This window comes from Pseudomonas sp. HC1(2025) (assembly GCF_058742075.1).
This window is the reverse complement of record NZ_CP196017.1, coordinates 4,595,213-4,618,128: the sequence shown is the minus strand read 5'-3', so window position 1 is coordinate 4,618,128 and position 22,916 is coordinate 4,595,213. Positions and strand designations below refer to the sequence as shown.

21 protein-coding genes are annotated in these 22,916 nt (G+C 60.5%); 5 read left to right on the top strand and 16 right to left on the bottom strand.

What is annotated here, in order from left to right:
- Window positions 1-10 precede the first annotated feature (10 nt).
- The 10 genes from aauR to ACSSVH_RS20645 form a co-directional block, all read right to left on the bottom strand.
- Window positions 11-1,351 carry a two-component response regulator AauR gene (aauR, locus tag ACSSVH_RS20690; RefSeq protein ID WP_170041828.1) on the bottom strand — a complete coding sequence of 447 codons (1,341 nt, stop codon included), beginning with the start codon at window positions 1,349-1,351 and terminating at the stop codon, window positions 11-13.
- Window positions 1,348-3,249 carry a two-component sensor histidine kinase AauS gene (aauS, locus tag ACSSVH_RS20685; protein ID WP_169954458.1) on the bottom strand — a complete coding sequence of 634 codons (1,902 nt, stop codon included), beginning with the start codon at window positions 3,247-3,249 and terminating at the stop codon, window positions 1,348-1,350. The genes aauR and aauS overlap by 4 nt, the downstream gene beginning before the upstream one ends.
- A 162-nt stretch (window positions 3,250-3,411) precedes the next feature.
- The gene (locus ACSSVH_RS20680; RefSeq protein ID WP_169954457.1) at window positions 3,412-4,146 is read right to left on the bottom strand and encodes an amino acid ABC transporter ATP-binding protein; all 735 of its coding nucleotides are present in this window, start codon (window positions 4,144-4,146) and stop codon (window positions 3,412-3,414) included.
- Window positions 4,143-4,814, bottom strand: a complete 672-nt coding sequence (locus ACSSVH_RS20675; RefSeq protein ID WP_169954456.1) for an amino acid ABC transporter permease — start codon at window positions 4,812-4,814, stop codon at window positions 4,143-4,145. Before ACSSVH_RS20675 ends, ACSSVH_RS20680 begins: the two co-directional genes overlap by 4 nt.
- A complete protein-coding gene (locus tag ACSSVH_RS20670; RefSeq protein WP_169954455.1) occupies window positions 4,814-5,560 on the bottom strand; it encodes an amino acid ABC transporter permease in 747 nt (248 codons plus the stop codon). The genes ACSSVH_RS20675 and ACSSVH_RS20670 overlap by 1 nt, the downstream gene beginning before the upstream one ends.
- A 192-nt stretch (window positions 5,561-5,752) precedes the next feature.
- A complete protein-coding gene (locus ACSSVH_RS20665; RefSeq protein WP_169954454.1) occupies window positions 5,753-6,685 on the bottom strand; it encodes a glutamate/aspartate ABC transporter substrate-binding protein in 933 nt (310 codons plus the stop codon).
- 320 nt (window positions 6,686-7,005) lie between these two features.
- Complete coding sequence (glpD, locus tag ACSSVH_RS20660; protein WP_170041831.1) at window positions 7,006-8,544, bottom strand: glycerol-3-phosphate dehydrogenase; 1,539 nt, start codon at window positions 8,542-8,544, stop codon at window positions 7,006-7,008.
- Window positions 8,545-8,837: 293 nt separating this feature from the next.
- Window positions 8,838-9,593, bottom strand: a complete 756-nt coding sequence (locus tag ACSSVH_RS20655; protein WP_038443004.1) for a DeoR/GlpR family transcriptional regulator — start codon at window positions 9,591-9,593, stop codon at window positions 8,838-8,840.
- Between the two features lie 97 nt (window positions 9,594-9,690).
- Window positions 9,691-11,196 (bottom strand): glycerol kinase GlpK, encoded by a 1,506-nt coding sequence (gene glpK / locus ACSSVH_RS20650; RefSeq protein WP_169954452.1) that lies wholly within the window; start codon window positions 11,194-11,196, stop codon window positions 9,691-9,693.
- Window positions 11,197-11,275: 79 nt separating this feature from the next.
- Complete coding sequence (locus ACSSVH_RS20645; RefSeq protein ID WP_492633668.1) at window positions 11,276-12,130, bottom strand: MIP/aquaporin family protein; 855 nt, start codon at window positions 12,128-12,130, stop codon at window positions 11,276-11,278.
- Window positions 12,131-12,501: 371 nt separating this feature from the next.
- Here ACSSVH_RS20645 and ybaK point away from each other — a divergent pair, with 371 nt between their 5' ends.
- Entirely contained in the window at window positions 12,502-12,972 is a 471-nt protein-coding gene (gene ybaK, locus ACSSVH_RS20640) for a Cys-tRNA(Pro) deacylase (protein ID WP_492633667.1), read from the top strand.
- A 173-nt stretch (window positions 12,973-13,145) separates the two neighbouring features.
- Here the strand turns inward: ybaK and ACSSVH_RS20635 are convergent, their stop codons facing one another.
- On the bottom strand, window positions 13,146-14,255 hold the full coding sequence (locus ACSSVH_RS20635; protein WP_169954449.1) for an ABC transporter ATP-binding protein: 1,110 nt from the start codon (window positions 14,253-14,255) through the stop codon (window positions 13,146-13,148).
- Window positions 14,252-15,172 carry an ornithine carbamoyltransferase gene (gene argF / locus ACSSVH_RS20630; RefSeq protein WP_169954448.1) on the bottom strand — a complete coding sequence of 307 codons (921 nt, stop codon included), beginning with the start codon at window positions 15,170-15,172 and terminating at the stop codon, window positions 14,252-14,254. The genes ACSSVH_RS20635 and argF overlap by 4 nt, the downstream gene beginning before the upstream one ends.
- A gap of 435 nt (window positions 15,173-15,607) precedes the next feature.
- Here argF and ACSSVH_RS20625 point away from each other — a divergent pair, with 435 nt between their 5' ends.
- A complete protein-coding gene (locus ACSSVH_RS20625; RefSeq protein WP_492633666.1) occupies window positions 15,608-17,716 on the top strand; it encodes a molybdopterin oxidoreductase family protein in 2,109 nt (702 codons plus the stop codon).
- A gap of 103 nt (window positions 17,717-17,819) precedes the next feature.
- The gene (gene grxD / locus ACSSVH_RS20620; RefSeq protein ID WP_032858447.1) at window positions 17,820-18,158 is read left to right on the top strand and encodes a Grx4 family monothiol glutaredoxin; all 339 of its coding nucleotides are present in this window, start codon (window positions 17,820-17,822) and stop codon (window positions 18,156-18,158) included.
- 79 nt (window positions 18,159-18,237) lie between these two features.
- Here grxD and bfr read toward each other — a convergent pair whose 3' ends face one another.
- Both bfr and ACSSVH_RS20610 read right to left on the bottom strand, forming a co-directional pair.
- The gene (gene bfr, locus ACSSVH_RS20615) at window positions 18,238-18,708 is read right to left on the bottom strand and encodes a bacterioferritin (protein WP_038442996.1); all 471 of its coding nucleotides are present in this window, start codon (window positions 18,706-18,708) and stop codon (window positions 18,238-18,240) included.
- A gap of 201 nt (window positions 18,709-18,909) precedes the next feature.
- A complete protein-coding gene (locus tag ACSSVH_RS20610; RefSeq protein ID WP_038442994.1) occupies window positions 18,910-19,128 on the bottom strand; it encodes a bacterioferritin-associated ferredoxin in 219 nt (72 codons plus the stop codon).
- A 235-nt stretch (window positions 19,129-19,363) separates the two neighbouring features.
- Here ACSSVH_RS20610 and ACSSVH_RS20605 point away from each other — a divergent pair, with 235 nt between their 5' ends.
- Window positions 19,364-19,966, top strand: coding sequence for a peroxiredoxin (locus ACSSVH_RS20605; RefSeq protein WP_032858443.1), 603 nt, complete (start codon window positions 19,364-19,366; stop codon window positions 19,964-19,966).
- Between the two features lie 71 nt (window positions 19,967-20,037).
- Here ACSSVH_RS20605 and rnt read toward each other — a convergent pair whose 3' ends face one another.
- Together rnt and pyrC are read right to left on the bottom strand one after the other, a co-directional pair.
- On the bottom strand, window positions 20,038-20,709 hold the full coding sequence (gene rnt / locus ACSSVH_RS20600; protein WP_029295237.1) for a ribonuclease T: 672 nt from the start codon (window positions 20,707-20,709) through the stop codon (window positions 20,038-20,040).
- Window positions 20,706-21,752 carry a dihydroorotase gene (gene pyrC, locus ACSSVH_RS20595; RefSeq protein WP_032858441.1) on the bottom strand — a complete coding sequence of 349 codons (1,047 nt, stop codon included), beginning with the start codon at window positions 21,750-21,752 and terminating at the stop codon, window positions 20,706-20,708. The genes rnt and pyrC overlap by 4 nt, the downstream gene beginning before the upstream one ends.
- 156 nt (window positions 21,753-21,908) lie before the next feature.
- Between pyrC and ACSSVH_RS20590 the strand changes: the two genes are divergently transcribed.
- Window positions 21,909-22,817, top strand: coding sequence for a flagellar protein MotY (locus tag ACSSVH_RS20590; protein WP_492633665.1), 909 nt, complete (start codon window positions 21,909-21,911; stop codon window positions 22,815-22,817).
- Window positions 22,818-22,916: the final 99 nt, after the last annotated feature.

Sequence of the window (22,916 nt, the reverse complement as noted above, 5' to 3'; positions counted from 1 at the left end):
GCAGTTCTCCTTAATGGCTCAGGCCGTATTTCTTGACCTTGTCGAACAGGGTGGTCTTGGCCATTCCCAGTTCCAGGCTGGCCTGGGTCAGGTTGCCGCCGCTGCGTTGCAGGGCGTCGCTGAGCAGGTTGCGTTCAAAGGCTTCCACCGCCTCGGTAAAGGCCAGGCCATGGTTGTCGGGGCTGGTGCCGCTTTTCTTGAAGGCCGGCAGGCCCAGGGCAAAACGTTCGGCGACGTTGCGCAGTTCTCGCACGTTGCCGGGCCAGTCGTGGCTCATCAGGCTGGACAGGGTCTGGTTGTCCAGTTCCGGGGCGATGCGGTCAAAGCGCAGGGAGGACTGCTGCAGGAAGTGTTCGAACAGTTGCAGGATATCTTCACGACGCTCGCGCAGCGGCGGCAGTTCCAGGGTGACCACGTTCAGGCGGTAGTACAGGTCGCTGCGGAACTGGTTGGCGCGACTCAATTCGTCGAGGTCGGACTTGGTGGCGGCGATCACCCGGCAATCCACGGCCACGCTCTGGTTCGAACCCAGGCGTTCCAGGGTGCGCTCCTGCAAGACCCGTAGCAGTTTGATCTGCAGGTTCATCGGCATGCTTTCCACTTCGTCGAGGAACAGCGTGCCCTCGTGGGCATGTTCGATCTTGCCGATCCGCCGTTTGCCCGCGCCGGTAAAGGCGTTGGCTTCGTGGCCGAAAATCTCGCTTTCGAACAGGTTTTCCGGCAGGCCACCGCAGTTCAGGGCGACGAACTGGTGGGCGTGGCGGCGGCTGAAGTCGTGCAGGCAGCGGGCGACCAGCTCCTTGCCGGTGCCGGTCTCGCCTTCGATCAGCACGTTGGCCGAGGTGTCGGCGACGTTGGCGATCAGCTCGCGCAGGTTCTGCATCGCCGGCGAGCGCCCGATGATCCGGCCTTCCAGGGAGTCACGCTCGGCCAGTTGCCGGCGTAGCGCCCAGACCTCCCGAGCCAGGCCGCGCTGTTCGAGGGCGCGGCGCACCACGTCTACCAGGCGCTCCGGGGAAAAGGGTTTTTCCATGAAGTCATAGGCACCGTTGCGCATCGCGCCCACGGCCATGGAAATATCGCCGTGGCCGGTGATCAGCACCACCGGCAGGCTTTTATCCAGGGCCTTGAGGCGGGTCAACAGCTCCAGGCCGTCGATACCGGGCAGGCGGATATCGCTGATCACAATGCCGGCAAAGTTCTCGCCGACACGTTTGAGAGCCTCTTCGGCGCTGGCCACGCCGACGCTGGGAATATCTTCCAGGGCCAGGGCTTGCTGGCAGCCGAGCAACACATGGGGATCGTCTTCGACGATCAGCACGGTCAGTTCGGTATTGGGTTGGCTGTTCATATCGATTCGCCGGGTTGATGGCCTGCCAGGGGCAGGCTCAGGACAAAGGCCGTACCACCAACGGCCGGGTGCTCGACGGCCAGGTTGCCGCCGGTGGCCGCTGCAAGGCTGGCCGACAGGGTCAGGCCCAGGCCCAGGCCTTGCTCGCCGGGTTTGGTGGTAAAAAAGGGTTCGAACAGATGCTTGCGGGTCTCAGGGTCGATGCCGTGCCCGTTGTCCCGCACCCGCAGGCGATATTTTCCGTCGCTGATATCGCTTTCCAGCCACAGCTCGGGGGCGGGTTGGGCGTGCATCGCATCCAGGGCGTTGCCGATCAGGTTGACCAGGATCTGCTCCAGGCGCGTCTGGTCGATCTGCAACAGGGCCTGGCTGAAACCACGGTGGACGGTCAGCGGCAGGCTGTCGAGGCGGCTGCCCAGGACCTGGAACGCCGCATCCACGGCCTTGCCCAGGCTGGCTTCGCCCTGGTCGTCGCCGCGTCGGGCAAACGAGCGCAGGCTGGCGGTGATGCGGCCCATGCGGTCGATCAGTTCGTTGATGGTCTTGAGATTGGTGCTGGCAGTATCCAGGGCCCCGCGTTCCAGGAAGCGCACGGTGTTGCCGGACAAGGTGCGCAGGGCCGCCAGGGGCTGGTTCAGTTCATGGGCGATGCTGGTGGACATCTGGCCGATGGCCGCCAGTTTGCCGGCCTGGACCAATTCGTCCTGGGCCCGGCGCAGGGTTTCTTCGGCCTGGCGGCGTTCGCGGATCTGCGCCTTGAGCCGTTCGTTGCTGGCCCGCAGGTCGGCGGTGCGCTCGGCAATCCGCCGCTCCAGCTGGTTGTTGGCTTCTTGCAGGGCCTCGCGGGCAGCCAGGCGCGTGGCGATCACCTTGCGTCGCTCGTTCCAGGCAATCAGCAGGAACGCCACCAGGGCAAAGGCCACGGCGACGAGGATGCCCTGGTTGATCGCCGCCTGGCGCAGGTCGTTGAGCGGGGTGAGCAGGGTGAAGTTCCACGGCGTGTCGTTCAGCGGTCGGGTCTGGGCGAGGTAGGTGACTTCCTGGTCGTCGGTCACCACTTCACTGTTGGCCGGGAACGTCAGCTTCTCGGTACCAGCATCCAGCTGTTCGCGGGCCAGGGGTTGCAGTTCGTTGAGGGTCGCCCAGTAATATTGCAGGCTGCGAGCCAGGCGCTCCTTGGTATCGTCGCTCAGCGGGCGCACGGCCTTGAGCCGGCGCGCCGGGTCGCTGGAGAGGATGATGATGCCGTTCTCATCGCTGACAAAGGCTTCCAGGCGCGCGCGCTGCCAGCGTTCTTCCAGCGCTTCGAGGCGCACCTTGACCACCGCGACGCCAATGATCTTGCCGCGTTCTTCCAGGCCATGGGCCAGGTAGTAGCCGGGTTCGCCATTGGTGCTGCCGATGCCATAGAAACGGCCGGGCTGGCCACGCACGGCATTCTGGAAATAGGCGCGGAACGACAGGTCTTCACCCAGGTAGCTGTCAACATCGCGCCAGTTGCTGGTGGCCATCACACGGCCGGTGGTGTCCATCACATAAATCGCCCGACTGCGGCTACGCCGGTTCAGGCCTTCGAGGTATTCGTTGACGGCTTGCCGGTGTTCCGGGCTTGGCTCGGCCAACAGCCTGGAGACGCTGGATTCCAGTTCCAGCAGGCTGGGCAGGTAGGTGTATTTGCTGATCTCACTCTCGACCGTGCGCGCATGCAGCTCCAACTGACGCTCGCCGTTCTCGCCCAGGGTGCGGATGCCGTAGTGCTCGCTGGTCCAGAAGCCGATAAAACCCAGGCCGATCATCAACAGGATGATCAGGGGCGGCAGGAACAACTGGCGAATCAGACGAGGCTTCACGGCAAGTGATGGCGGCGCGGCGCGATAGAGGGTGGGGTCGCATTTCATCACAGATGCCTTGGGTCAACCAGCGCTTGCCTGGACCGGTGTGGGAGCAGGCTTGCCCGCGATGACGGTAGGTCAACCACAGACAGGTTGACTGATACGCCGCAATCGCGGGCAAGCCCGCTCCCACAGGGCCCGGTTTCTACAGTGGACGCTGTGTTGTGCTTAGTGCTGCAGGATTTTCTCGAGGAAGTGCTGCGCACGTTCGGAACGGGCGCTGATATCGCCGAAGAACTCTTCTTTAGGGCAGTCTTCGATGATCTTGCCGGCATCCATGAAGATCACGCGGTCGGCCACTTTGCGGGCGAAGCCCATTTCGTGGGTCACGCACATCATGGTCATGCCTTCCTGGGCCAGTTGCACCATCACGTCCAGCACTTCGTTGACCATCTCCGGGTCCAGGGCCGAAGTCGGTTCGTCGAACAGCATGACGATCGGGTCCATGGCCAGGGCACGGGCAATCGCCACGCGCTGTTGCTGGCCGCCGGAAAGCTGGCCTGGATGCTTGTCCTTATGCGCCGACAGGCCCACGCGTTCGAGCAATTGCAGGGCTTTCTTCTTGGCCTCTTCTTCGCTGCGGCCCAACACCTTCACCTGTGCGACGGTCAGGTTCTTGATGATGGTCATGTGCGGGAACAGTTCGAAGTGCTGGAACACCATGCCCACGCGCGAGCGCAGTTTCGGCAGGTTGGTCTTCGGGTCGGCAATCGAGGTGCCGTCGACCACAACGTCACCTTTCTGGAACGGTTCCAGGGCGTTGACGCACTTGATCAGGGTGGACTTGCCCGAGCCGGATGGCCCGCACACCACGATCACTTCGCCTTTTTTGACATCAGTGCTGCAATCGGTCAGCACCTGGAAGTCGCCATACCACTTGTTGATGTTCTTGATAGAGATCATACGGCAAACCTTTTTTGCAGACGCTTGACCAGCAGCGAGGCGGCAAAGCTGATGATGAAGTAGACGACACCGGCAAAGATCAGGAACTCATTGGAGCGGCCGATAATGTCGCCGTTGGAGCGGGCGGAGTTGAGGAAGTCCACCAGGCCCACGGTGTAGACCAGCGAGGTGTCCTGGAACAGGATGATGCTCTGCTGCAGCAGCAGCGGGGTCATCTTGCGAAACGCCTGGGGCAGGATGATCAGGCGCATGGTCTGGCTGTAGGTCATGCCCATCGCTTGTGCCGCAGCCATCTGGCCCTTGGGGATCGACTGCACGCCGGCCCGCACGATTTCGCAGAAGTACGCCGCCTCGAACATCATGAAGGCCACGACGCAGGAGGTGAATGCACCGATTGGCGTGTCTTCGCCAGTGATCCAGCGCAATACGAATGGCACCGCCAGGTAGAACCAGGTGATCACCAACAGCAGCGGGATCGAGCGGAAGTAGTTCACATAGGCGCCGGCCACGCGCGACAGCAGTTTGCTGGAGGACAGGCGCATCAAGGCCAGGATGGTACCGAGGAAGATACCGCCGACCACGCCCATGACCATCAGCTTCAAGGTCATGACCATGCCGTTCCACAGGCCGGGCATGGCTGGGATAATGCCGCTGAAATCGAAGTCCATTATTTGCCCCCCACGGAAATCAGGCCAGGCACCGCGACTTTCTTCTCGACCAGGCGCATCAGCAGCATCAGGCTCATGTTCAGGGTGAAGTAGATCAGCGTAGCCAGGGTGAAGGCTTCAAACAGGTTGGCCGAGAATTCGGCGGTCTGCTTGGTTTGTGCCAGCAATTCCATCAGGCCGATCAAGGACGCCACGGAGGAGTTCTTGAACACGTTGAGGAATTCCGAGGTAAGCGGCGGGATGATGATCCGGTAGGCCTGGGGCAGCAGCACGTTCCAGTAGATCTGTGACAGGCTGAAACCCATGGCACGCGCGGCGGCTTCCTGGCCGCGAGGCAGCGCCTGGATACCGGTACGCACTTGTTCACATACGCGGGCGGCGGTGAACAGGCCCAGGCACACGACAACGCTCAGGTAGGCCGAGGTGGTCGGGTTCAAGTCTTGTTTGTACCAGTCCTGCAGGTTTTGTGGCAGCAGGTCAGGTACCAGGAAGTACCAGATGAACAGCTGAACCAGCAGAGGCACGTTACGAAACAGTTCCACGTAGCAGGTGGCGATACCGGCTACGAGGCGGTTAGGCATCGTGCGCATCACACCCAGCATCGAGCCCAGTAGCAAGGCGACGATCCATGCCACGACGGCGATGGCGATGGTCCAGCCCAAACCGGAGATGAACCAGTCGAGATAAGTCTCGCTGCCCACGCCGGTGGACTTGAAGAATACGCCCCAGTCCCAGTTGTAATTCATTAGGGTCTCCCCCGAAATCGATCGATGTACAAGCACCCGCTTGGGGAAGATCCATTCCCGCCTGACGGTGAACGTCAGACACACACGATCGGCTCGCAAACCGCCAGGTCGAGTGTTCCAAATAATGCCAGCAGGTAGTAACAGGCACCTGAGGGAGGGTTGGCTCCCCCAGGGGATAAGGTTAGTTCGGAATCAGGACTTTTTTTCAGCCGTTTTGTCGTCCGCCGCTTTGTCGGTCGGATTGGCGATCAGGGCCTTGAGTTCGTCGCTCATCGGGAACATCAGGTTCAGGCCTTTTGGTGGGATCGGCGAGCTGAACCACTTGGTGTAGATGTCGTTGATTGCGCCAGACTTGTAGGTGGCGATGATGGCGTCATCCACAGCCTTCTTGAACGGTGCATCGCCTTTGCGAACCATGCAGCCGTAGATTTCGAAGGATTGCGGCGTGCCGGTCACGGCCCAGTCGGTAGGCGTCTTGGCCTTGGCCATTTCACCGGCCAGCAGCGCATCGTCCATCATGAAGGCAACGGCGCGGCCGCTTTCCAGCATCTGGAAGGACTCACCGTGGTCCTTGGCGGAGATCACGTTCATGCCCATCTGCTTATCAGCGTTCATGGACTTGAGAATGCGCTCGGACGTGGTGCCGGCGGTGGTCACGACGTTCTTGCCCTTGAGGTCAGCGAAATCCTTGTAGGTCGAGTCCTTTTTGGACAGCAGACGGGTACCGATTTCGAAGATGCCGACGGAGAAGTCGACTTGTTGCTGACGCTCAACGTTGTTGGTGGTGGAACCACACTCAACGTCCACGGTGCCGTTCTGCACCAGCGGGATACGGGTTTGCGACGTGACCAGGTTGTATTTGACCTTCAGCTCGCCTTCCTTCATGCCGAGGTCTTTCTCGACAGCTTTGACGATGGCCAGTTGAATGTCGTGGGAGTAGCCCACTGGCTTGCCCGAACCATCCGCAATGTAGGAAAACGGAATGGAGGCGTCGCGGTGGCCCAGGGTGATGGTGCCCGACTCTTTGATTTTCTTCAGCGTGCCGGTCAGTTCGGCGGCGAAGACTGGAGTGCTAATCAGAGCGGCAGCAATGGCTGCGCCCAAAATATGGGGAACGATACGCATCAATACTTCCTCGACATTTGTTTTTTTTATGAAGCCTGGACGGCTCTTTCGATACAGCGAATGCCTGTGACGGCTCCTGAAGCATCTCAGGCAAACACGTCCCAAGTGTAGAGCATGAGTCGTGCCAGACTGCTAATAAAGATCTAACTATATGATTTATATGGTGATTAACTTTATGTGACGATGTTTATCCGGTGTTTAAGTCCGGCAAACCGAATAGGGGGAGGTATCGCGTTCGGAAAACCGAATTTGTAGGAGTCTGCTTACGATGTGCGAGCCAAAAAAAGCCCCTGGACCTTTCGGTGCAGGGGCTTTGTCACTCAGGCCGCTTCGATCTTGTTGCGGTTCTGCTCGACCTTGACCAGGTAGCGCTGCAGGTTTTCCTGCTCCTCGGAGGTGGTGAACAGCCCCAGTTTGGTGCGGCGCCACAGGATGTCGTAGGCCTGGGTCGCCCATTCCTCGGCGCACAGGTAGTCGACTTCCCGGGTGTACAGGCCACCACCCAGGTGTTCGCCCAGGTCGGCCAGCGATTGCACGCCTTCGAGCAGGCGCCAGGTGCGGCTGCCATAGGTGGTCGACCAGCGGCGGGCGATTTCGCTGGGGATCCACTCGAACTTGCTGCGAATGTCCGAGGCCAGGGCTTCTGGGGTGCTCATGTCTTCGCCGCCGGGCAGGCTGGCCTTGGCCGTCCAGCTTGGCTTGATATGCGGGAAGTACGGGGCCAGTTGCGCCAGGGCCGACTCGGCAAGCTTGCGGTAGGTGGTCAGCTTGCCGCCGAACACCGACAGGATCGGCGCTTCCTCGCCAGTACCGGACAGCGCCAGGGTGTAGTCGCGGGTGATGGCCGACGGGTTATCCGACTCGTCGTTGCACAGCGGACGCACGCCGGAATAGGTGTGCACGATATCGTCGCGACTCAACTGCTGCTTGAAGTGGGCATTGACCACCTTGAGCATGTAGTCCGTTTCACCTTCGGTGATCGCCACTTTCGCTGGGTCGCCGGTGTACTCACGGTCGGTGGTGCCGATGATGGTCAGGTGGTTGAGGTACGGAATGGTGAAGACGATACGCCCATCCTCGTTCTGCAGGATGTGCGCATGGGCGCCTTCGTACAGTTTTGGCACGATCAGGTGGCTACCCTGGATCAGGCGGATGCCGTAGGGCGAATCGAGCTTCAAGTCATCCTTGATGAATTTGGCGACCCACGGGCCGGCCGCATTCACCAGGGCCTTGGCGCGGATCGACAACAGGCTGCCATCGGCGCGTTCCAGGTGCAGGTGCCACAGGCCCTTGCTGCGACGGGCGCTGACGCAGCGGGTCTGGGTGTGGATATGCGCACCTTTTTCCCGGGCGGCCATGGCATTGAGTACTACCAGGCGTGCGTCGTCGACCCAGCAGTCGGAGTATTCGAAGCCCTTGGTGATCTCGCTTTTCAGCGGGCTGTCGGCACCGAACTTCAGGCTCTTGGAACCTGCGAGTTTTTCGCGCTTGCCGAGGTGGTCATACAGGAACAGGCCGGCACGAATCATCCAGGCCGGGCGCAGGTGCGGGCGATGGGGCAGCACAAAGCGCATCTGCTTGACGATGTGCGGAGCCTTGGCCAGCAGCACTTCGCGTTCGGCCAGGGCCTCGCGGACCAGGCGGAATTCGTAATGTTCAAGATAGCGCAGGCCGCCGTGGATCAGCTTGCTGCTGGCGGACGAGGTGTGGCTGGCCAGGTCGTCCTTTTCACAAAGGAATACCGACAGGCCGCGACCGGCTGCGTCTGCCGCGATGCCCACGCCATTGATCCCACCACCGATAACGGCAACATCATAGACTTCGGCAAGGGGTGGAGCAGGCAAGGTAGAAGGGGTCATCGGCTGGCCTCGCGATCTTTATTTATATTTGAATTCGAACATTAATGTTCATTTGCGAAAATGGTAGCCTATAAACGCGGGCACAGCCAGTCGACTTCGATTGAAAAAACTCATCGAAGGGCGGGGAAAGGAAAAATTGTGAACATTGAGCCTGCTGCTGGCTCAAGAGCGTTGTTGCTCTTTAGGTTGCCATCGCGGGCAAGCCCGCTCCCACAGGTTGATCGCATTCCAACTGTGGGAGCGGGCTTGCCCGCGATGACGGTGGTCCAGGCGCCAGAGATCTCAGCGCCAGATCAGACGACTTCCAGGCGAATCTTGTTCTGGCTCAACAACTGGACCAGCGCCGGCACCGGCTGCTGATCGGTGACCAGGCAATCAATCAAGCTGATCGGCCCCAGGCGAATCATGGCATTGCGCCCGAATTTGCTCGAGTCCGCTGCCAGGATCACCTTGCGTGCATTGGCAATGATCGCCTGGGAAACCCGCACTTCCTGGTAATCGAAGTCGAGCAGGCTGCCGTCCTCATCGATGCCGCTGATACCCACCAGGGCGAAGTCGACCTTGAACTGGTTGATGAAGTCCACGCTGGCCTGGCCCACCACGCCGCCGTCACGGCGCACATTGCCGCCAGTCAGCAGCACGTCGAAGTCGTCCTTGGCGCTGAGCATCATGGCAACGTTGAGGTTGTTGGTGATGATCTTCAGGTGGCTGTGGTTGAGCAGCGCCCGGGCGATGGATTCGGTGGTGGTGCCGATATTGATGAACAGCGAGGCATGATCGGGGATCTGTGCGGCAATGGCTTCGCCGATACGCTGTTTTTCATCGCGCATCTGGTCGGCACGCATGGCGTACTCGGTGTTTTCGACGCTGGAGTCATAGGCGGCGCCGCCGTGGTAGCGACGCAGCAGGTTGGCTTCGGCCAGTTGGTTGATGTCGCGGCGGATGGTTTGCGGGGTCACAACGAACAGCTGCGCCATTTCCTCGATACTGACGTAGCCGCGTTCGCGGACCAGTTCGAGGATTTGCTGCTGACGGGGAGGCAGATTCATGGGGCGTCCTTTGGGCTGCCGTACAAAAAAGTGGCCCATGATGACGCAGGAATCTGCTCCCTGCCAGTTACAACCCTAAGTGGGTCCGGCGCGTGGCTTATTCGGCGCCTTCGTGGGGTTCCCAGTCGCGGGTGCGGCTGACCGCTTTTTTCCAGCCGGCGTAGAGTTTTTCTTTGGCTGCCTCGTCCAGTTGCGGTTCGAATTCGCGCTCGATCACCGCCTTGCCACGCAATTCATCCAGGCTGCCCCAGAAACCACAGGCCAGGCCGGCCAGGTAGGCCGCGCCCAACGCCGTGGTCTCGCGCATTTGCGGGCGCTCGACCTGGGTGCCGAGGATATCGGCCTGGAACTGCATCAAGAAGTTATTGGCCACCGCACCGCCGTCCACCCGCAGGGATTTGAGGCGTTCGCCGGAGTCCTGCTGCATGGCGTCGAGCACGTCGCGGGTCTGGTAGGCAATCGACTCCAGGGCTGCACGAATAATGTGATCCACGCGTACGCCACGGGTCAGGCCGAACAGCGCGCCACGGGCATAGGGGTCCCAGTACGGAGCGCCCAGGCCGGTGAACGCCGGCACCAGGTATACGCCGTTGCTGTCCTTGACCTTGTTGGCGAAGTATTCGGTGTCGTGGGCGTCGTTGATGATCTTCAGCTCGTCGCGCAGCCACTGCACGGTGGAGCCGCCGTTGAACACCGCGCCTTCGAGCGCGTAGGCCACTTCGCCACGGGGGCCGCAGGCGATGGTGGTGAGCATGCCGTGCTGGGACTTGACGGCCTTGTCGCCGGTGTTCATCAGCAGGAAGCAGCCAGTGCCGTAGGTATTTTTCGCCTGGCCCGGCTCGACGCACATCTGGCCGAACAGGGCGGCTTGCTGGTCACCGGCAATGCCGCCGATGGCAATCCCGCTTTTGGTGCGGCCATAGATTTCTGAGGAGGACTTCACTTGCGGCAGCATTTCCCGCGGGATGTCCAGCACCTCGAGCATCTTCGCATCCCACTCCAGGGTGTGGATGTTGAAGAGCATGGTGCGCGAGGCGTTGGTGTAGTCGGTGACGTGGGTCTTGCCGCCGGTAAATTTCCAGATCAGCCAGCTGTCGATGGTGCCGAACAGCAGTTCGCCGTTGCGCGCGCGTTCGCGGCTGCCTTCGACGTTATCGAGGATCCACTTCAGCTTGGTGCCGGAGAAGTACGGGTCGGTGACCAGGCCGGTGGTGTCGCTGATGTATTGCTCATGGCCGTCGCGCTTGAGCTGCTGGCAGATCTCGGTGCTGCGTCGGCACTGCCAGACGATGGCGTTGTAGATCGGGCGGCCGGTGATCTTGTCCCAGACCACCGTGGTTTCACGCTGGTTGGTGATGCCGATGGCGGCAACCTGGTCGTGATGCAGGCCGGCTTGTGCCAGGGCCTCGACCATCACGGCACTTTGGGTGGCGAAGATTTCCATCGGGTCGTGCTCGACCCAGCCGGCTTGCGGGTAGTGCTGGACGAATTCGCGTTGGGCGGTGCACACCACGTTGGCGTCACGATCAAAGATGATCGCCCGGGAACTGGTGGTGCCCTGATCGAGGGCAATGATGTAGTTCTTATTCTGTGTGTCGGTCATGTCGATTGCCTTGGACGGAAAAAGGGAATGGGTAAGTAGCCTGGGCCGCAAAGGGGCAGAAGGGCCCAGGCTACCGCTTTCAGGAAGTTCGGGTGTTACCGCTGGCGGCGGTTTCGGCTGCATCAGTTTTAGCCGCTGTGGCGTTGGGCAGATGGCGGGCAATCAACCCGCGATAGGCCGCAGCGCCGAGGCAGGCACCGACAATCGGTGCAAAGATCGGAATCAGGAAATAAGGAATATCGCGCCCGCCGGTGAACGCCATTTCACCCCAGCCGGCGAAAAACGTCATCAGTTTAGGGCCGAAATCCCGTGCCGGGTTCATCGCAAACCCGGTCAGCGGGCCCATGGCGCTGCCGATCACCGCGATCAGCAAACCGATCAGCAGCGGGGCCAGCGGGCCACGGGGCAAGCCATTGTTGTCGTCGGTCAAGGCCATGATCACGCCCATGAGGATGGCGGTGATGACCATTTCCACCAGGAACGCCTGGGCTGTATTCAGCAAGGCGTGGGGGTAGGTAGAGAACACCGAGGCCAGCTCCAGGCTGGCTGCGGAGCCGCGGACCATCTGGTGAGTTTGTTCGTAATCGAAAAATAGGTTGCTGTAGAGCGTGTAGACCAGCGCGGCCGAGCAAAAGGCACCGGCAACCTGGGCAATGATGTAGAAGGGCAGTTTGCGCTTGTCGAAATCGGCAAAGATGCACAGCGCGATACTGACGGCTGGATTGAGATGAGCCCCGGAAATGCCGGCGCTCAGGTAGATCGCCATGCTCACGCCGATCCCCCAGATGATGCTGATTTCCCACAAGCCAAAGCTGGCACCCGCGACCTTGAGCGCAGCGACACAGCCGGTGCCGAAGAAGATCAGCAGCGCGGTGCCGAGGAACTCGGCCATGCATTGGCTTGAAAGAGAAGGCTGTTGAAGAGCAGTTGTCATTGAAAACCTCGATTTTTTTTCTTGTCTGGCGCGGTGCCACAACGGGCGGTGCGCGATTTTCACTGTGACGAGGATCCCCATCCTGGTCACGGCTTACTGCTCGGACACTGTGGATAGATTCCTACAGTATTCGGAAACGAAAAAATATAGACAAGAAACACCGCTGTCAAAGGTCGAAAGTGAACGGTCGGTCATTTTCAAACTATTAACACGGTGAATGATCGCCGCAACAAGGCGACGCAATGGGCGGCGAGCGTGGCCAGGATCTGCGCGGATTCGTCGCACAGCGCCCTGCACTAGAGCGTTTTGCCTGGGTTTGTCCTAGAATCGGTGGCCTGCTTTTCCACGTTTCCCCCGAGCCTGGAGCCCCTATGACACCCGCATTGGACTTGTTGAAAAAAGTTCGCGCCGAACATCGTATCCACAGTTACGAACATGACCCCAGGGCCGCCTCTTATGGCCTGGAGGCCGCGGAGAAGTTGAGTCTCGACCCGGCGCGGGTGTTCAAGACCCTGCTCGCCAGCAGCGAAAAGAGCGAGTTATTGGTGGCGGTGGTGCCGGTCGTCGGAAGTCTGGATTTGAAGGCCCTGGCGCACGCGGCAGGGGTGAAGAAAGTCGAGATGGCCGACCCCGCGGCGGCGCAGCGTTCCACCGGCTATTTGTTGGGAGGGATCAGCCCGCTGGGGCAGAAGAAACGCTTGCGCACCTTCATCGATGAGAGCGCACAGCCTTTTGCGACAATTTTTGTCAGTGCGGGTAGGAGGGGTTTGGAAGTGGAGTTGGCGGCAGCGGTGTTGGCCGAGCACACCCAGGGCAAATTCGCGCCGATTGGCCGGGCTTGAATTCAAGAACGGTGGGATCAAACGTGGGAGCGAGCCTCTGTGGGAGCTGGCTTGTGTGGGAGCTGGCTTGCCTGCGATAGCATCACCTCGCTGTAGCTGACAACCCGAGGCGCCTGCATCGCGGGCAAGTCAGGCTCCCACACAAGCCTGCACACATTTTGGATTTGGTTTCTTCAGCTGGCAGTGCTGTAGCGCCGCACGCCGGACTCCACCTGCGGAATCTGCGCCGCCGTGCTCCCCGAGGCCTGGAACAGCACCAGGTGTTCGGCCGCCACGCGGATCCCCACCTGCGCACCCACCTGATGATCGGCATGGCTGGGGAAAATCGATTCCAGCTGGGCACCGGTCGGCAACTGTAAGCGGTACAAGGTCGAGGCACCCAGGAAGGTCTTGCCGACAATCTGCGCTTTCAAGGCGCTGTCCGGTGCATACACGATGTCATCCGGGCGCAGCAAAACGTCTACCGCAGAGCCAGTCGGCCAGGTATAGGCACGATTACCGCGCAACTCGCCCAACTCGGTGCTGACCGACTCCGGCGTGCTCAACTGGCCACGGATGAAATAACCCTGGCCAATAAAGCTCGCGACATAGGGCGTCAGCGGTTCGTGATAGAGGTTGTAGGGCGTATCCCACTGCTCCAGCCGGCCTTCCTTGAACACGCCGACGTGATCGCTCACGGCAAACGCTTCTTCCTGGTCATGGGTGACCAGAATCGCACTGGTGCCACGCGCCTTGAGGATGTCGCGCACTTCATGGCTGAGCTTGCGCCGCAGTTCACCGTCAAGGTTGGAAAAGGGTTCGTCCAACAGCAGTAATTGCGGCTCCGGCGCCAACGCACGGGCCAGGGCCACGCGCTGTTGCTGGCCGCCAGACAGTTCGTGGGGGAAGCGCTTGCCCAGGTTCTTCAGGTTGACCAATTCCAGCAGCTCGGCGACCACGCGCTCTTTGTGCGGGTGTTTGCGAATGCCGAAGCCAATGTTGTCGGCCACGCAGAGGTGCGGAAACAGCGCGTAGTCCTGGAACACCATGCCAATGCGACGTTTCTCCGGGGCCAGGGTAAAGCCGGCGCTGGAGATCACTTCGCCGGCCAGGTTGATCTCGCCTTCGTGCACCGGCTCGAACCCGGCAATCGCCCGCAGGGTGGTGGTCTTGCCGCAGCCCGAGGAGCCCAGCAGGCAACCGATATCGCCGGCGTTAAGGTGCAGGTTGAGGTTTTGCACCACCCGTTGGTCCTGATAGCCGCATGCCAGATTGCGTAGATTCAGCAGAAGTGGCTGGCTCATGCGTGGTGGTACGCCGGTGGGACCAGGAACTCCAGCAAGGCCTTCTGGGCGTGCAGGCGGTTTTCTGCCTGGTCCCAGGCGACGGAGCGCGAGTCGTCCAACAGGTCGAGGCTGATTTCTTCGCCGCGATGGGCCGGCAGGCAGTGCATGAACAGCACATCCGGCGCGGCGAGGTCGAGCAATTCGCGGGTGACTTGATAAGGTGCGAACAGGGCCAAGCGCTTGGCGGTCTCGTCTTCCTGGCCCATGGAGGTCCAGACGTCGGTACTCACCAGGTGCGCGCCGATCACCGCGTCTTTCGGGTCACGCACGATTTGTACGCGGGCGTCGGCCTTGGCCAGGAATTCGGCGCTCGGCTCATAGCCCTCGGGGCAGGCGATGCGCAGATGGAAGTCGAACTGGATCGCCGCTTCTATATAGCTGTTGCACATGTTGTTGCCATCGCCGATCCAGGCCACGGTCTTGCCCTGGATCGAGCCGCGATGTTCGAGGAACGTCTGCATATCGGCGAGCAACTGGCAGGGATGCAGGTCATCGGACAGGCCGTTGATCACCGGCACCCGCGAGTTGGCGGCAAATTCGGTGAGGGTGCTGTGGGCGAAGGTACGGATCATCACCGCATCGAGCATGCGCGACATGACGATGGCGCAATCGCTGATCGGCTCGCCACGGCCCAGTTGGGTGTCCCGTGGCGACAGGAAAATGGCCTGGCCGCCGAGCTGGATCATGCCGGCTTCGAAGGACAGGCGGGTACGGGTGGACGATTTCTCGAAAATCATCCCGAGTACGCGGTTTTTCAAAGGCTCGAACAGTACGCCGCGATTACGCAGGTCTTTAAGCTCAATGCCTCGACGGATCACGCTGACCAGCTCTTCGGGCGTGCAATCCATCAGGGAGAGAAAGTGCCTTGCGCTCATCATTAACTACCTTTTTGCAACAGACCGCAGATACTCAAAGCCTTGTTTATTGTGACAACGGGCGAGACCTGCGGCGAAAGCCGCACGGGGCGACGAAATAGGGGAAGGCGCGATATTGACACTAAATGTCGCGTCTTACCAATAGGCTACGGTTTTTTAGGGGTGTTCAAAGGGGCGGGAATTGCACTTTTGAGGCCTGTTTACGGACAGCAGCGGGTCATTTGTACACTGGCGCCGCGACCTTTTGCAATGTGTGATGGCGGCCCCGGGCCAGGTTGGGTCGGTTTCCTGGGCGGTGTGGGAGGTTTCTGAAACATTTGCTCATGCTTACCCATGGCCTGGCCTGATGCCCGTTGATTCACGGGGCGAACGTTGCTGGCGCCGCCGATGGGCGCGGCTCATAGTCGGGCCAAAGCCCTAATAAAGAGACTGGCCATGACCAAGACTCTCCATCACCGTGCCTGCCACCTGTGCGAAGCCATCTGCGGCCTGACCCTGGAAACCACCACCTCGGATGATGGCAGTATTGCCATCACCTCGATCAAGGGTGATGCACAGGACACCTTCAGCCGCGGCCATATCTGCCCCAAGGCCGTGGCCCTACAGGATATTCAGAACGATCCCGATCGCCTGCACCAACCCATGTTGCGGGTGGGCAGCGAATGGCAGCCGATCCCCTGGGACGAGGCCTTCGCCCTGGTGGCCGAACGGCTGGCGGGGATCCAGGCGCGGCATGGGCACAATGCGGTGGCGGTGTATCAGGGCAACCCCAGCGTGCATAACTATGGCTTGATGACCCACAGCAATTACTTCCTCGGGCAGTTGAAGACGCGCAACCGCTTCTCTGCGACATCGGTAGACCAGTTGCCCCATCACCTTTCCAGCCACCTGATGTACGGCCATGGCCTGTTGCTGCCCATCCCGGATATCGACCAGACCAACTTCATGCTGATCCTTGGCGGCAATCCACTGGCCTCCAATGGCAGCATCATGACCGTGCCGGACGTGGAGAAACGCCTGAAGGCCATTCAGGCACGTGGCGGCAAAGTGGTGGTGGTCGACCCCCGGCGCAGTGAGACGGCGGCCATGGCCGACCAGCATCTGTTTGTGCGCCCCGGTGGCGATGCGGCGTTGCTGTTTGGGTTACTCAACGCATTGTTCAGCGAGCACCTGACCCGCGACAGCCACTTGCCGGTGGATGGCCTGGACGAGGTGCGCCGCGCTGTCGCGGGCTTTACCGCCGAGGCCATGAGCGCGCAATGCGCGGTGCCGGCCGAGCAGATTCGCCAGTTGGCGCGGGATTTTGCGGCGGCAGACAAGGCTGTCTGCTACGGGCGCATGGGGGTGTCGACCCAGGCGTTCGGTACCTTGTGCCACTGGCTGGTGCAGTTGATCAACCTGGTTACCGGCAATCTGGACCGGGTCGGCGGTGCCTTGTGCACTGAGCCTGCGGTAGACCTGGTGGCGGCCACGTCCGGCGGGCACTTCAATCGTTGGCAGAGCCGGGTGTCCGGGCGTCCCGAGTACAGTGGCGAGTTGCCGGTGTCGGCCCTGGCCGAAGAAATGCTCACCGAGGGCGAAGGACAAATCCGCGCACTGGTGACAGTGGCTGGCAATCCGGTGCTGTCCACGCCCAATGGGCGGCAACTCGAGCAGGCGCTGGACGGCCTGGAGTTCATGGTCAGTGTCGATCTGTATATCAACGAGACCACACGCTATGCCGACCTGATCCTGCCATCGACCTCGGCCCTGGAAAACGATCACTACGACACCACCTTCAACATGTTTGCAGTGCGCAACGTCACGCGCTTCAACCGGGCGATTCTGCCCAAGCCCGAGGGTGCACTGCACGACTGGGAGATTTTCGTCGGCCTGGCCCAAGCGTTTGCGGCCCGCACCGGCAACCCGCTCAAGCCGACCCTGGCGCCGGCGCAGATGATTGACCTGGGCCTGCGGGCGGGAGCCTATGGCGACGCCTCCACGCACAAGTTGTCAGTGGCGATGTTGGCCGAGCATCCCCACGGCCTGGACCTGGGGCCGCTGAAGGCCAACCTGGCCGCGCGCTTGAAAACCGCCAATGGTCGGGTGCAGGCGGCGCCAGCAGTGATCCTCGCGGACCTGGCGCGGTTTGCCGCATTGCCGTTGCCCAAGGTCGATGAGTTGCTGTTGATCGGCCGCCGGCACGTACGCAGCAATAATTCATGGATGCATAACTATCACCGGCTGGTGAAGGGCAAGCCGCGGCACCAGTTGCTGATGCACCCGGATGACTTAGCCAATCGCCAGCTCAGTGACGGGCAGCGTGTGCGGGTCAGTTCGCGGATCGGCATGATCGAGGTGCAAGTGCTGGCCAGCCTGGAGATGATGCCCGGCGTGGTCAGCCTGCCCCACGGTTGGGGTCATGATCGGCCGGGCGTGCACATGAACATTGCCAGCGCGCAGCCGGGGGCCAGCGCCAACGACCTGACGGATGAGCGGCAGTTGGATGAGTTGTCGGGCAACGCGGCATTGAATGGCGTGCCGGTGCAGGTCGCGGCGGCGTGACGCAGTGAGTCTGTCGGGGAGCCCGAGCACCACGCTGGGATTTTGCGTTACAATGCGCCACCGTGCCGACCTGTGAGTCGCAAAGTTCCAGCCGAGGTGTTCCATGGATATCATCGAAACGATTAAAGAGCAGATTGCTAACAACACCATTCTGCTTTACATGAAGGGCGCGCCGAATGCCCCGCAGTGCGGCTTCTCCGCGAAGGCCTCCCAGGCTGTCATGCAGTGTGGCGAAAAGTTCGCTTACGTCGATATCCTGCAAAACCCGGAAATCCGCGCCAATCTGCCCAAGTACGCCAACTGGCCTACTTTCCCACAACTGTGGGTGGCCGGTGAGCTGGTCGGCGGTAGCGACATCATTACCGAAATGGCGGCTGATGGTTCGTTGCAAGCGCTGATCAAGGATGCTGCTGAAAAAGCGGCAGCCAAGACCGAAGCGTAATCGGCGCGCAATAAAAAGCCCCGCTTCTCATTCGAGAGCGGGGCTTTTTTGTGCCTGATGTTTACCGGCAGGCGATGGGTTATTCACCCATTTGCGATTGCAGGTAGTTCTCCAAGGTCACTTTGTCGATCAGGCCAACTTGGGTTTCCAGCCAGTCGATATGTTCTTCCTGGTCTTCGAGGATATCTTCCAGCAGTTCGCGGCTGCCGAAGTCGCCCTTGGTTTCGCAATGGGCGATGGCGGCCTTGAGGTCGGCATGGCTCTTGCGCTCGAAGCCCAGGTCGCTGTTGAGCATTTCCAGGGTGTGCTCGCCGATGTTCAGCTTGCCCAGGTCCTGGACGTTCGGCAGGCCTTCGAGGAACAGGATGCGCTTGATCAGCGCGTCCGCGTCCTTCATGGCCTTGATCGATTCCTTGTACTCACGCTTGCCGAGCTTTTCCAGACCCCAATCGTCATACATGCGTGCATGCAGGAAGTACTGATTGATCGCGACCAGTTCATTGGCAAGGATTTTGTTGAGTTGCTGGATGACTGAGATGTCGCCTTTCATGATTGGGGTCCTGCCCTGTGTTCGTTGTATATAGGGCGGAGTTTGAGCTGCACAATTACTGGTGTCAAACCTAAGTTATTGAATAATAAATGAAAATTAATCGGAATAAGAATGTTTGTGTTCCGCGTCTTGGCCCTAACTATTTGAATTACAGGCATAAAAAAACCGGACACTAAGTCCGGTTCTTTAAAATAGGCTGTTTCAGGCGTGTGTAAATTCTGCCGAGTAGGGGATCGCCGCCTGGGCTACCTGCAGTTTTGTCAGGGTTTCCCGTACCACTTGCTTGGCAAGGCAGGCACATTTGCCACATTGGCTGGCAACGCCGGTGGTTTCACGCACTTCCTTGTAGCTGCAGCAACCTTCATAGATCGCTTCGCGGATTTGTCCGTCGGTGACGCCAGTGCAGAGGCAGACATACATAAGGGAGAACCATCGCGGTTTAAGGCTTAAGTGCGATGGATCTTAATGTTAACGAGAATGATTGTCAAAGTGCTTTCTCAAACCGTTGCCCGCCCTGGCCCCCACACTGACGAACGGCTTTTTTCAGGTATGATGGTCGGTCTTTACGAAGCGTGATCGCGTCACAGGCCTGTCGTCAATTCGCGGCAGACTCAAGGGCGGTCCATTTACTTCAATTACCATCAGGAGATAACCAATGAGCGTACTCGTCGGCAAACAAGCCCCGGATTTCGACGTCCCAGCCGTCCTCGGCAATGGCGAAATCGTTGACAGCTTCAAGCTGTCTGAAGCCATCAAAGGCAAATACGGCCTGGTGTTCTTCTATCCGCTGGACTTCACCTTCGTCTGCCCGTCCGAGCTGATCGCCCTGGATCACCGCATGGACGATTTCAAGGCGCGTAACGTTGAAGTGGTCGCCGTTTCCATCGACTCCCATTTCACCCACAACGCCTGGCGCAACACCGCTATCAATGATGGCGGCATCGGCAAAGTCAAATACACCATGGCTGCCGACATGAAGCACGACATCGCCAAGGCCTACGACGTTGAGTCCGAAGGCGGCGTGGCTTTCCGTGGCGCGTTCCTGATCGACGACAAGGGCGTTGTGCGCTCGCAGATCATCAACGACCTGCCGCTGGGCCGTAACATGGAAGAGCTGATCCGCCTGGTCGACGCTCTGCAATTCCACGAAGAGCACGGCGAAGTCTGCCCAGCCAACTGGAAAAAAGGCGACAAAGGCATGAACGCTTCGCCAGCAGGCGTTGCGGCTTACCTGACCGAGAACGCTGGCAAGCTGTAAGCCAGGTTCGCGGTGAAAAAAAACCGGCCTGAGAGGGCCGGTTTTTTTATGCGTGGGATTTGGCGATTCAATCAGTCGCTGAAATCTTCCCAGCCGCCCATCTGCTTCCAGCGGTTGACGATGCCGCAGAACAGATCGGCAGTCTTCTCGGTGTCGTAGCGAGCTGAGTGGGCCTCGCGACCGTCGAAGTCGATACCGGCTGCCTGGCACGCCTTGGCCAGTACGGTCTGGCCATAAGCCAGGCCAGCCAGGGTGGCGGTGTCAAAGCTGGAGAACGGGTGGAACGGGTTGCGCTTCATGTCCAGGCGCGCCACGGCGGCGTTGAGGAAGCCCAGGTCGAAGCTGCTGTTGTGGCCGACCAGGATCGCGCGTTTGCAGCCGTTGGCCTTCAAGGCCTTGCGTACGCCACGGAAGATATCGGTCAATGCCGCTTCTTCGCTAACGGCCATGCGCAACGGATGGTCGAGCTTGATCCCGGTGAATTCCAGGGCTGCGGCTTCGATGTTGGCGCCTTCAAACGGCTCGACGCGGAAGAAATGGGTGTGTTCTGGATACACAAAGCCCTGTTCGTCCATGCCGATGGTGGTTGCTGCAATTTCCAGCAGCGCATCGGTAGCGCAATTGAAGCCGCCGGTTTCTACGTCGATAACGACAGGCAGATAGCCGCGAAAACGCTCGGCCATCGGATGGCGCGAACCGCCGCCACCGTGTTCCTGTTCGTCGTCGTAATGGTCTTCACTCACTTGTGTTCCTCCAGCAGGCGCCAGCGCAGTGTTTCACCGGCGCGCAGCGGGATAACGGTCAGCTCGCCAAATGGCAGGCTGGTGGGGGCGGTCCAGTCTTCACGGACCAGGGTAATACGGTCGGTATTCGCCGGCAGGCCGTAGAAACGCGGGCCATTGAGGCTGGCGAAAGCCTCGAGTTTGTCCAGGGCGTTACGCGCCTCGAAGGCCTCGGCGTACAGCTCGATCGCCGCATAAGCGGTGTAGCAGCCGGCACAGCCGCAGGCCGCTTCCTTGGCGTGCTGGGCGTGGGGCGCCGAGTCGGTGCCGAGGAAGAACTTCGCACTGCCACTGGTAGCCGCATCGAGCAACGCCACCTGGTGGGTGTTGCGCTTGAGGATCGGCAGGCAATAGAAGTGCGGCCGGATCCCGCCCACCAGCATGTGGTTGCGGTTGTACAGCAGGTGATGCGCGGTGATGGTCGCGCCGACGTTGGCCGACGCCTCGGTGACGAACTGCACGGCGTCTGCGGTGGTGATGTGCTCGAACACCACCTTGAGGGTCGGGAACAGCTCGACCACACGGCGCATGTGTTCGTCGATGAAGATCTTCTCGCGATCGAACACATCGACATCGCCACGGGTGACTTCACCGTGGATCAGCAGCGGCATGCCCACTTCGGCCATGGCTTCGATGGCGGGCAGGATCTTGTCGATACTGGTCACGCCGGAGTCGGAGTTGGTCGTGGCGCCGGCCGGATACAGCTTGGCAGCGTGTACGAAACCGCTGGCCTTGGCCTCGCGGATTTCGGCGGGCTGGGTGCGGTCGGTCAGGTAGAGCACCATCAACGGTTCGAAGCGGCTGCCGGCCGGCCGCGCAGCGAGGATGCGCTGGCGATAGGCGTCGGCTTCTGCGGCATTGCGCACCGGAGGTACCAGGTTAGGCATGATGATGGCGCGGCCAAACGTGCGCGCAACATCGGCCACGGTTTGGGGCAACGCAGCACCATCGCGAAGATGAATATGCCAGTCGTCGGGACGCAGCAGGGTCAGGCGGTCGGACATTGGGGATTCCAGGCGGGTCAATCTGGTGGGAATGCTACCGGAAAAGACTCTTGCAGGCACTCGCTATCAAGTTTTGCAGGACGCGACCGATATCCCTGGGTATGCCTTAACGATGTATGACGCCTTGTTGTGTTGTAGAAACCAGTGGAGCCGCCCGTGCGCCAGCAATATCTAGCCCTGCTCAGCGTGTTCGCCAGCCTGCCCGCGATGGCCCTGACGTTCCAGACGCGCCTGGAAAATATTGAGTGGAAGGTGGAAGGCGACAAGTTCGAGTGCCGCTTGAGCCAACCTATCGCCGATTTTGGTTCGGGTGAGTTCGTGCGCCGGGCCGGCGAGCAGGCGACATTTCGTTTGAAAGCCTACAACGGTGCGTTGGGCGTCGGCTCTGCAACACTATTGGCGGCGGCCGCGCCGTGGCAGCCTGGGCGCGGTGATATCAACCTCGGCGCCGTGCGGGCCGGCAGTGGTGATGTGCTGTTCAACAGTTCCCAGGCCCAGGCCGGGCGCCTGTTAAATGGCTTGCTCGATGGCCGCAGCCCGACCGTGCGCCACTATTCGCGGGATGGCGGTTATTCGGAGATCCGCCTGCTGCCGGTACGCTTTAACAAGGCCTACAGCGACTACCAGTTGTGTACCGCGAAGTTGCTGCCGATGAACTTCGAGCAGGTCAAGCAGGCTGAAGTCGGCTTTCCGGGCGGCGGCATCGACCTGGACCCGGCCGCCAAGGCCAAGTTGATGGTGATGCTTGAGTTCATCAAGGCCGACCCTACGGTCAACCATATCGAACTGGACGGCCATTCGGACAACAGCGGCAACCGCCTGACCAATCGTGACCTGTCCCGACGCCGGGGCTTGGCCGTGATGGACTTCTTCAAGGCCAACGGCATCCCCGAGTCGCAGATCGTGCTGCGTTTCCACGGTGAACGTTATCCACTGGTACCCAATACCAATCCGGCCAACCGGGCGAAGAACCGACGGGTGAATATCCACCTCGACCGCGTGCCCGCCCCAGAAAAGCCGGCGCCTCAGGCTGCGGGCCCGGCGAACGCAGCTGCGACCTCTTAGGTGCGGCCATTCGTCGCTCGCCCGACATAATCTGTCGCTTTATCTTCATTTGCTGTCGCGCCCCTGTAATTTCACGGTTTTGATCGGTAGAATCGACGC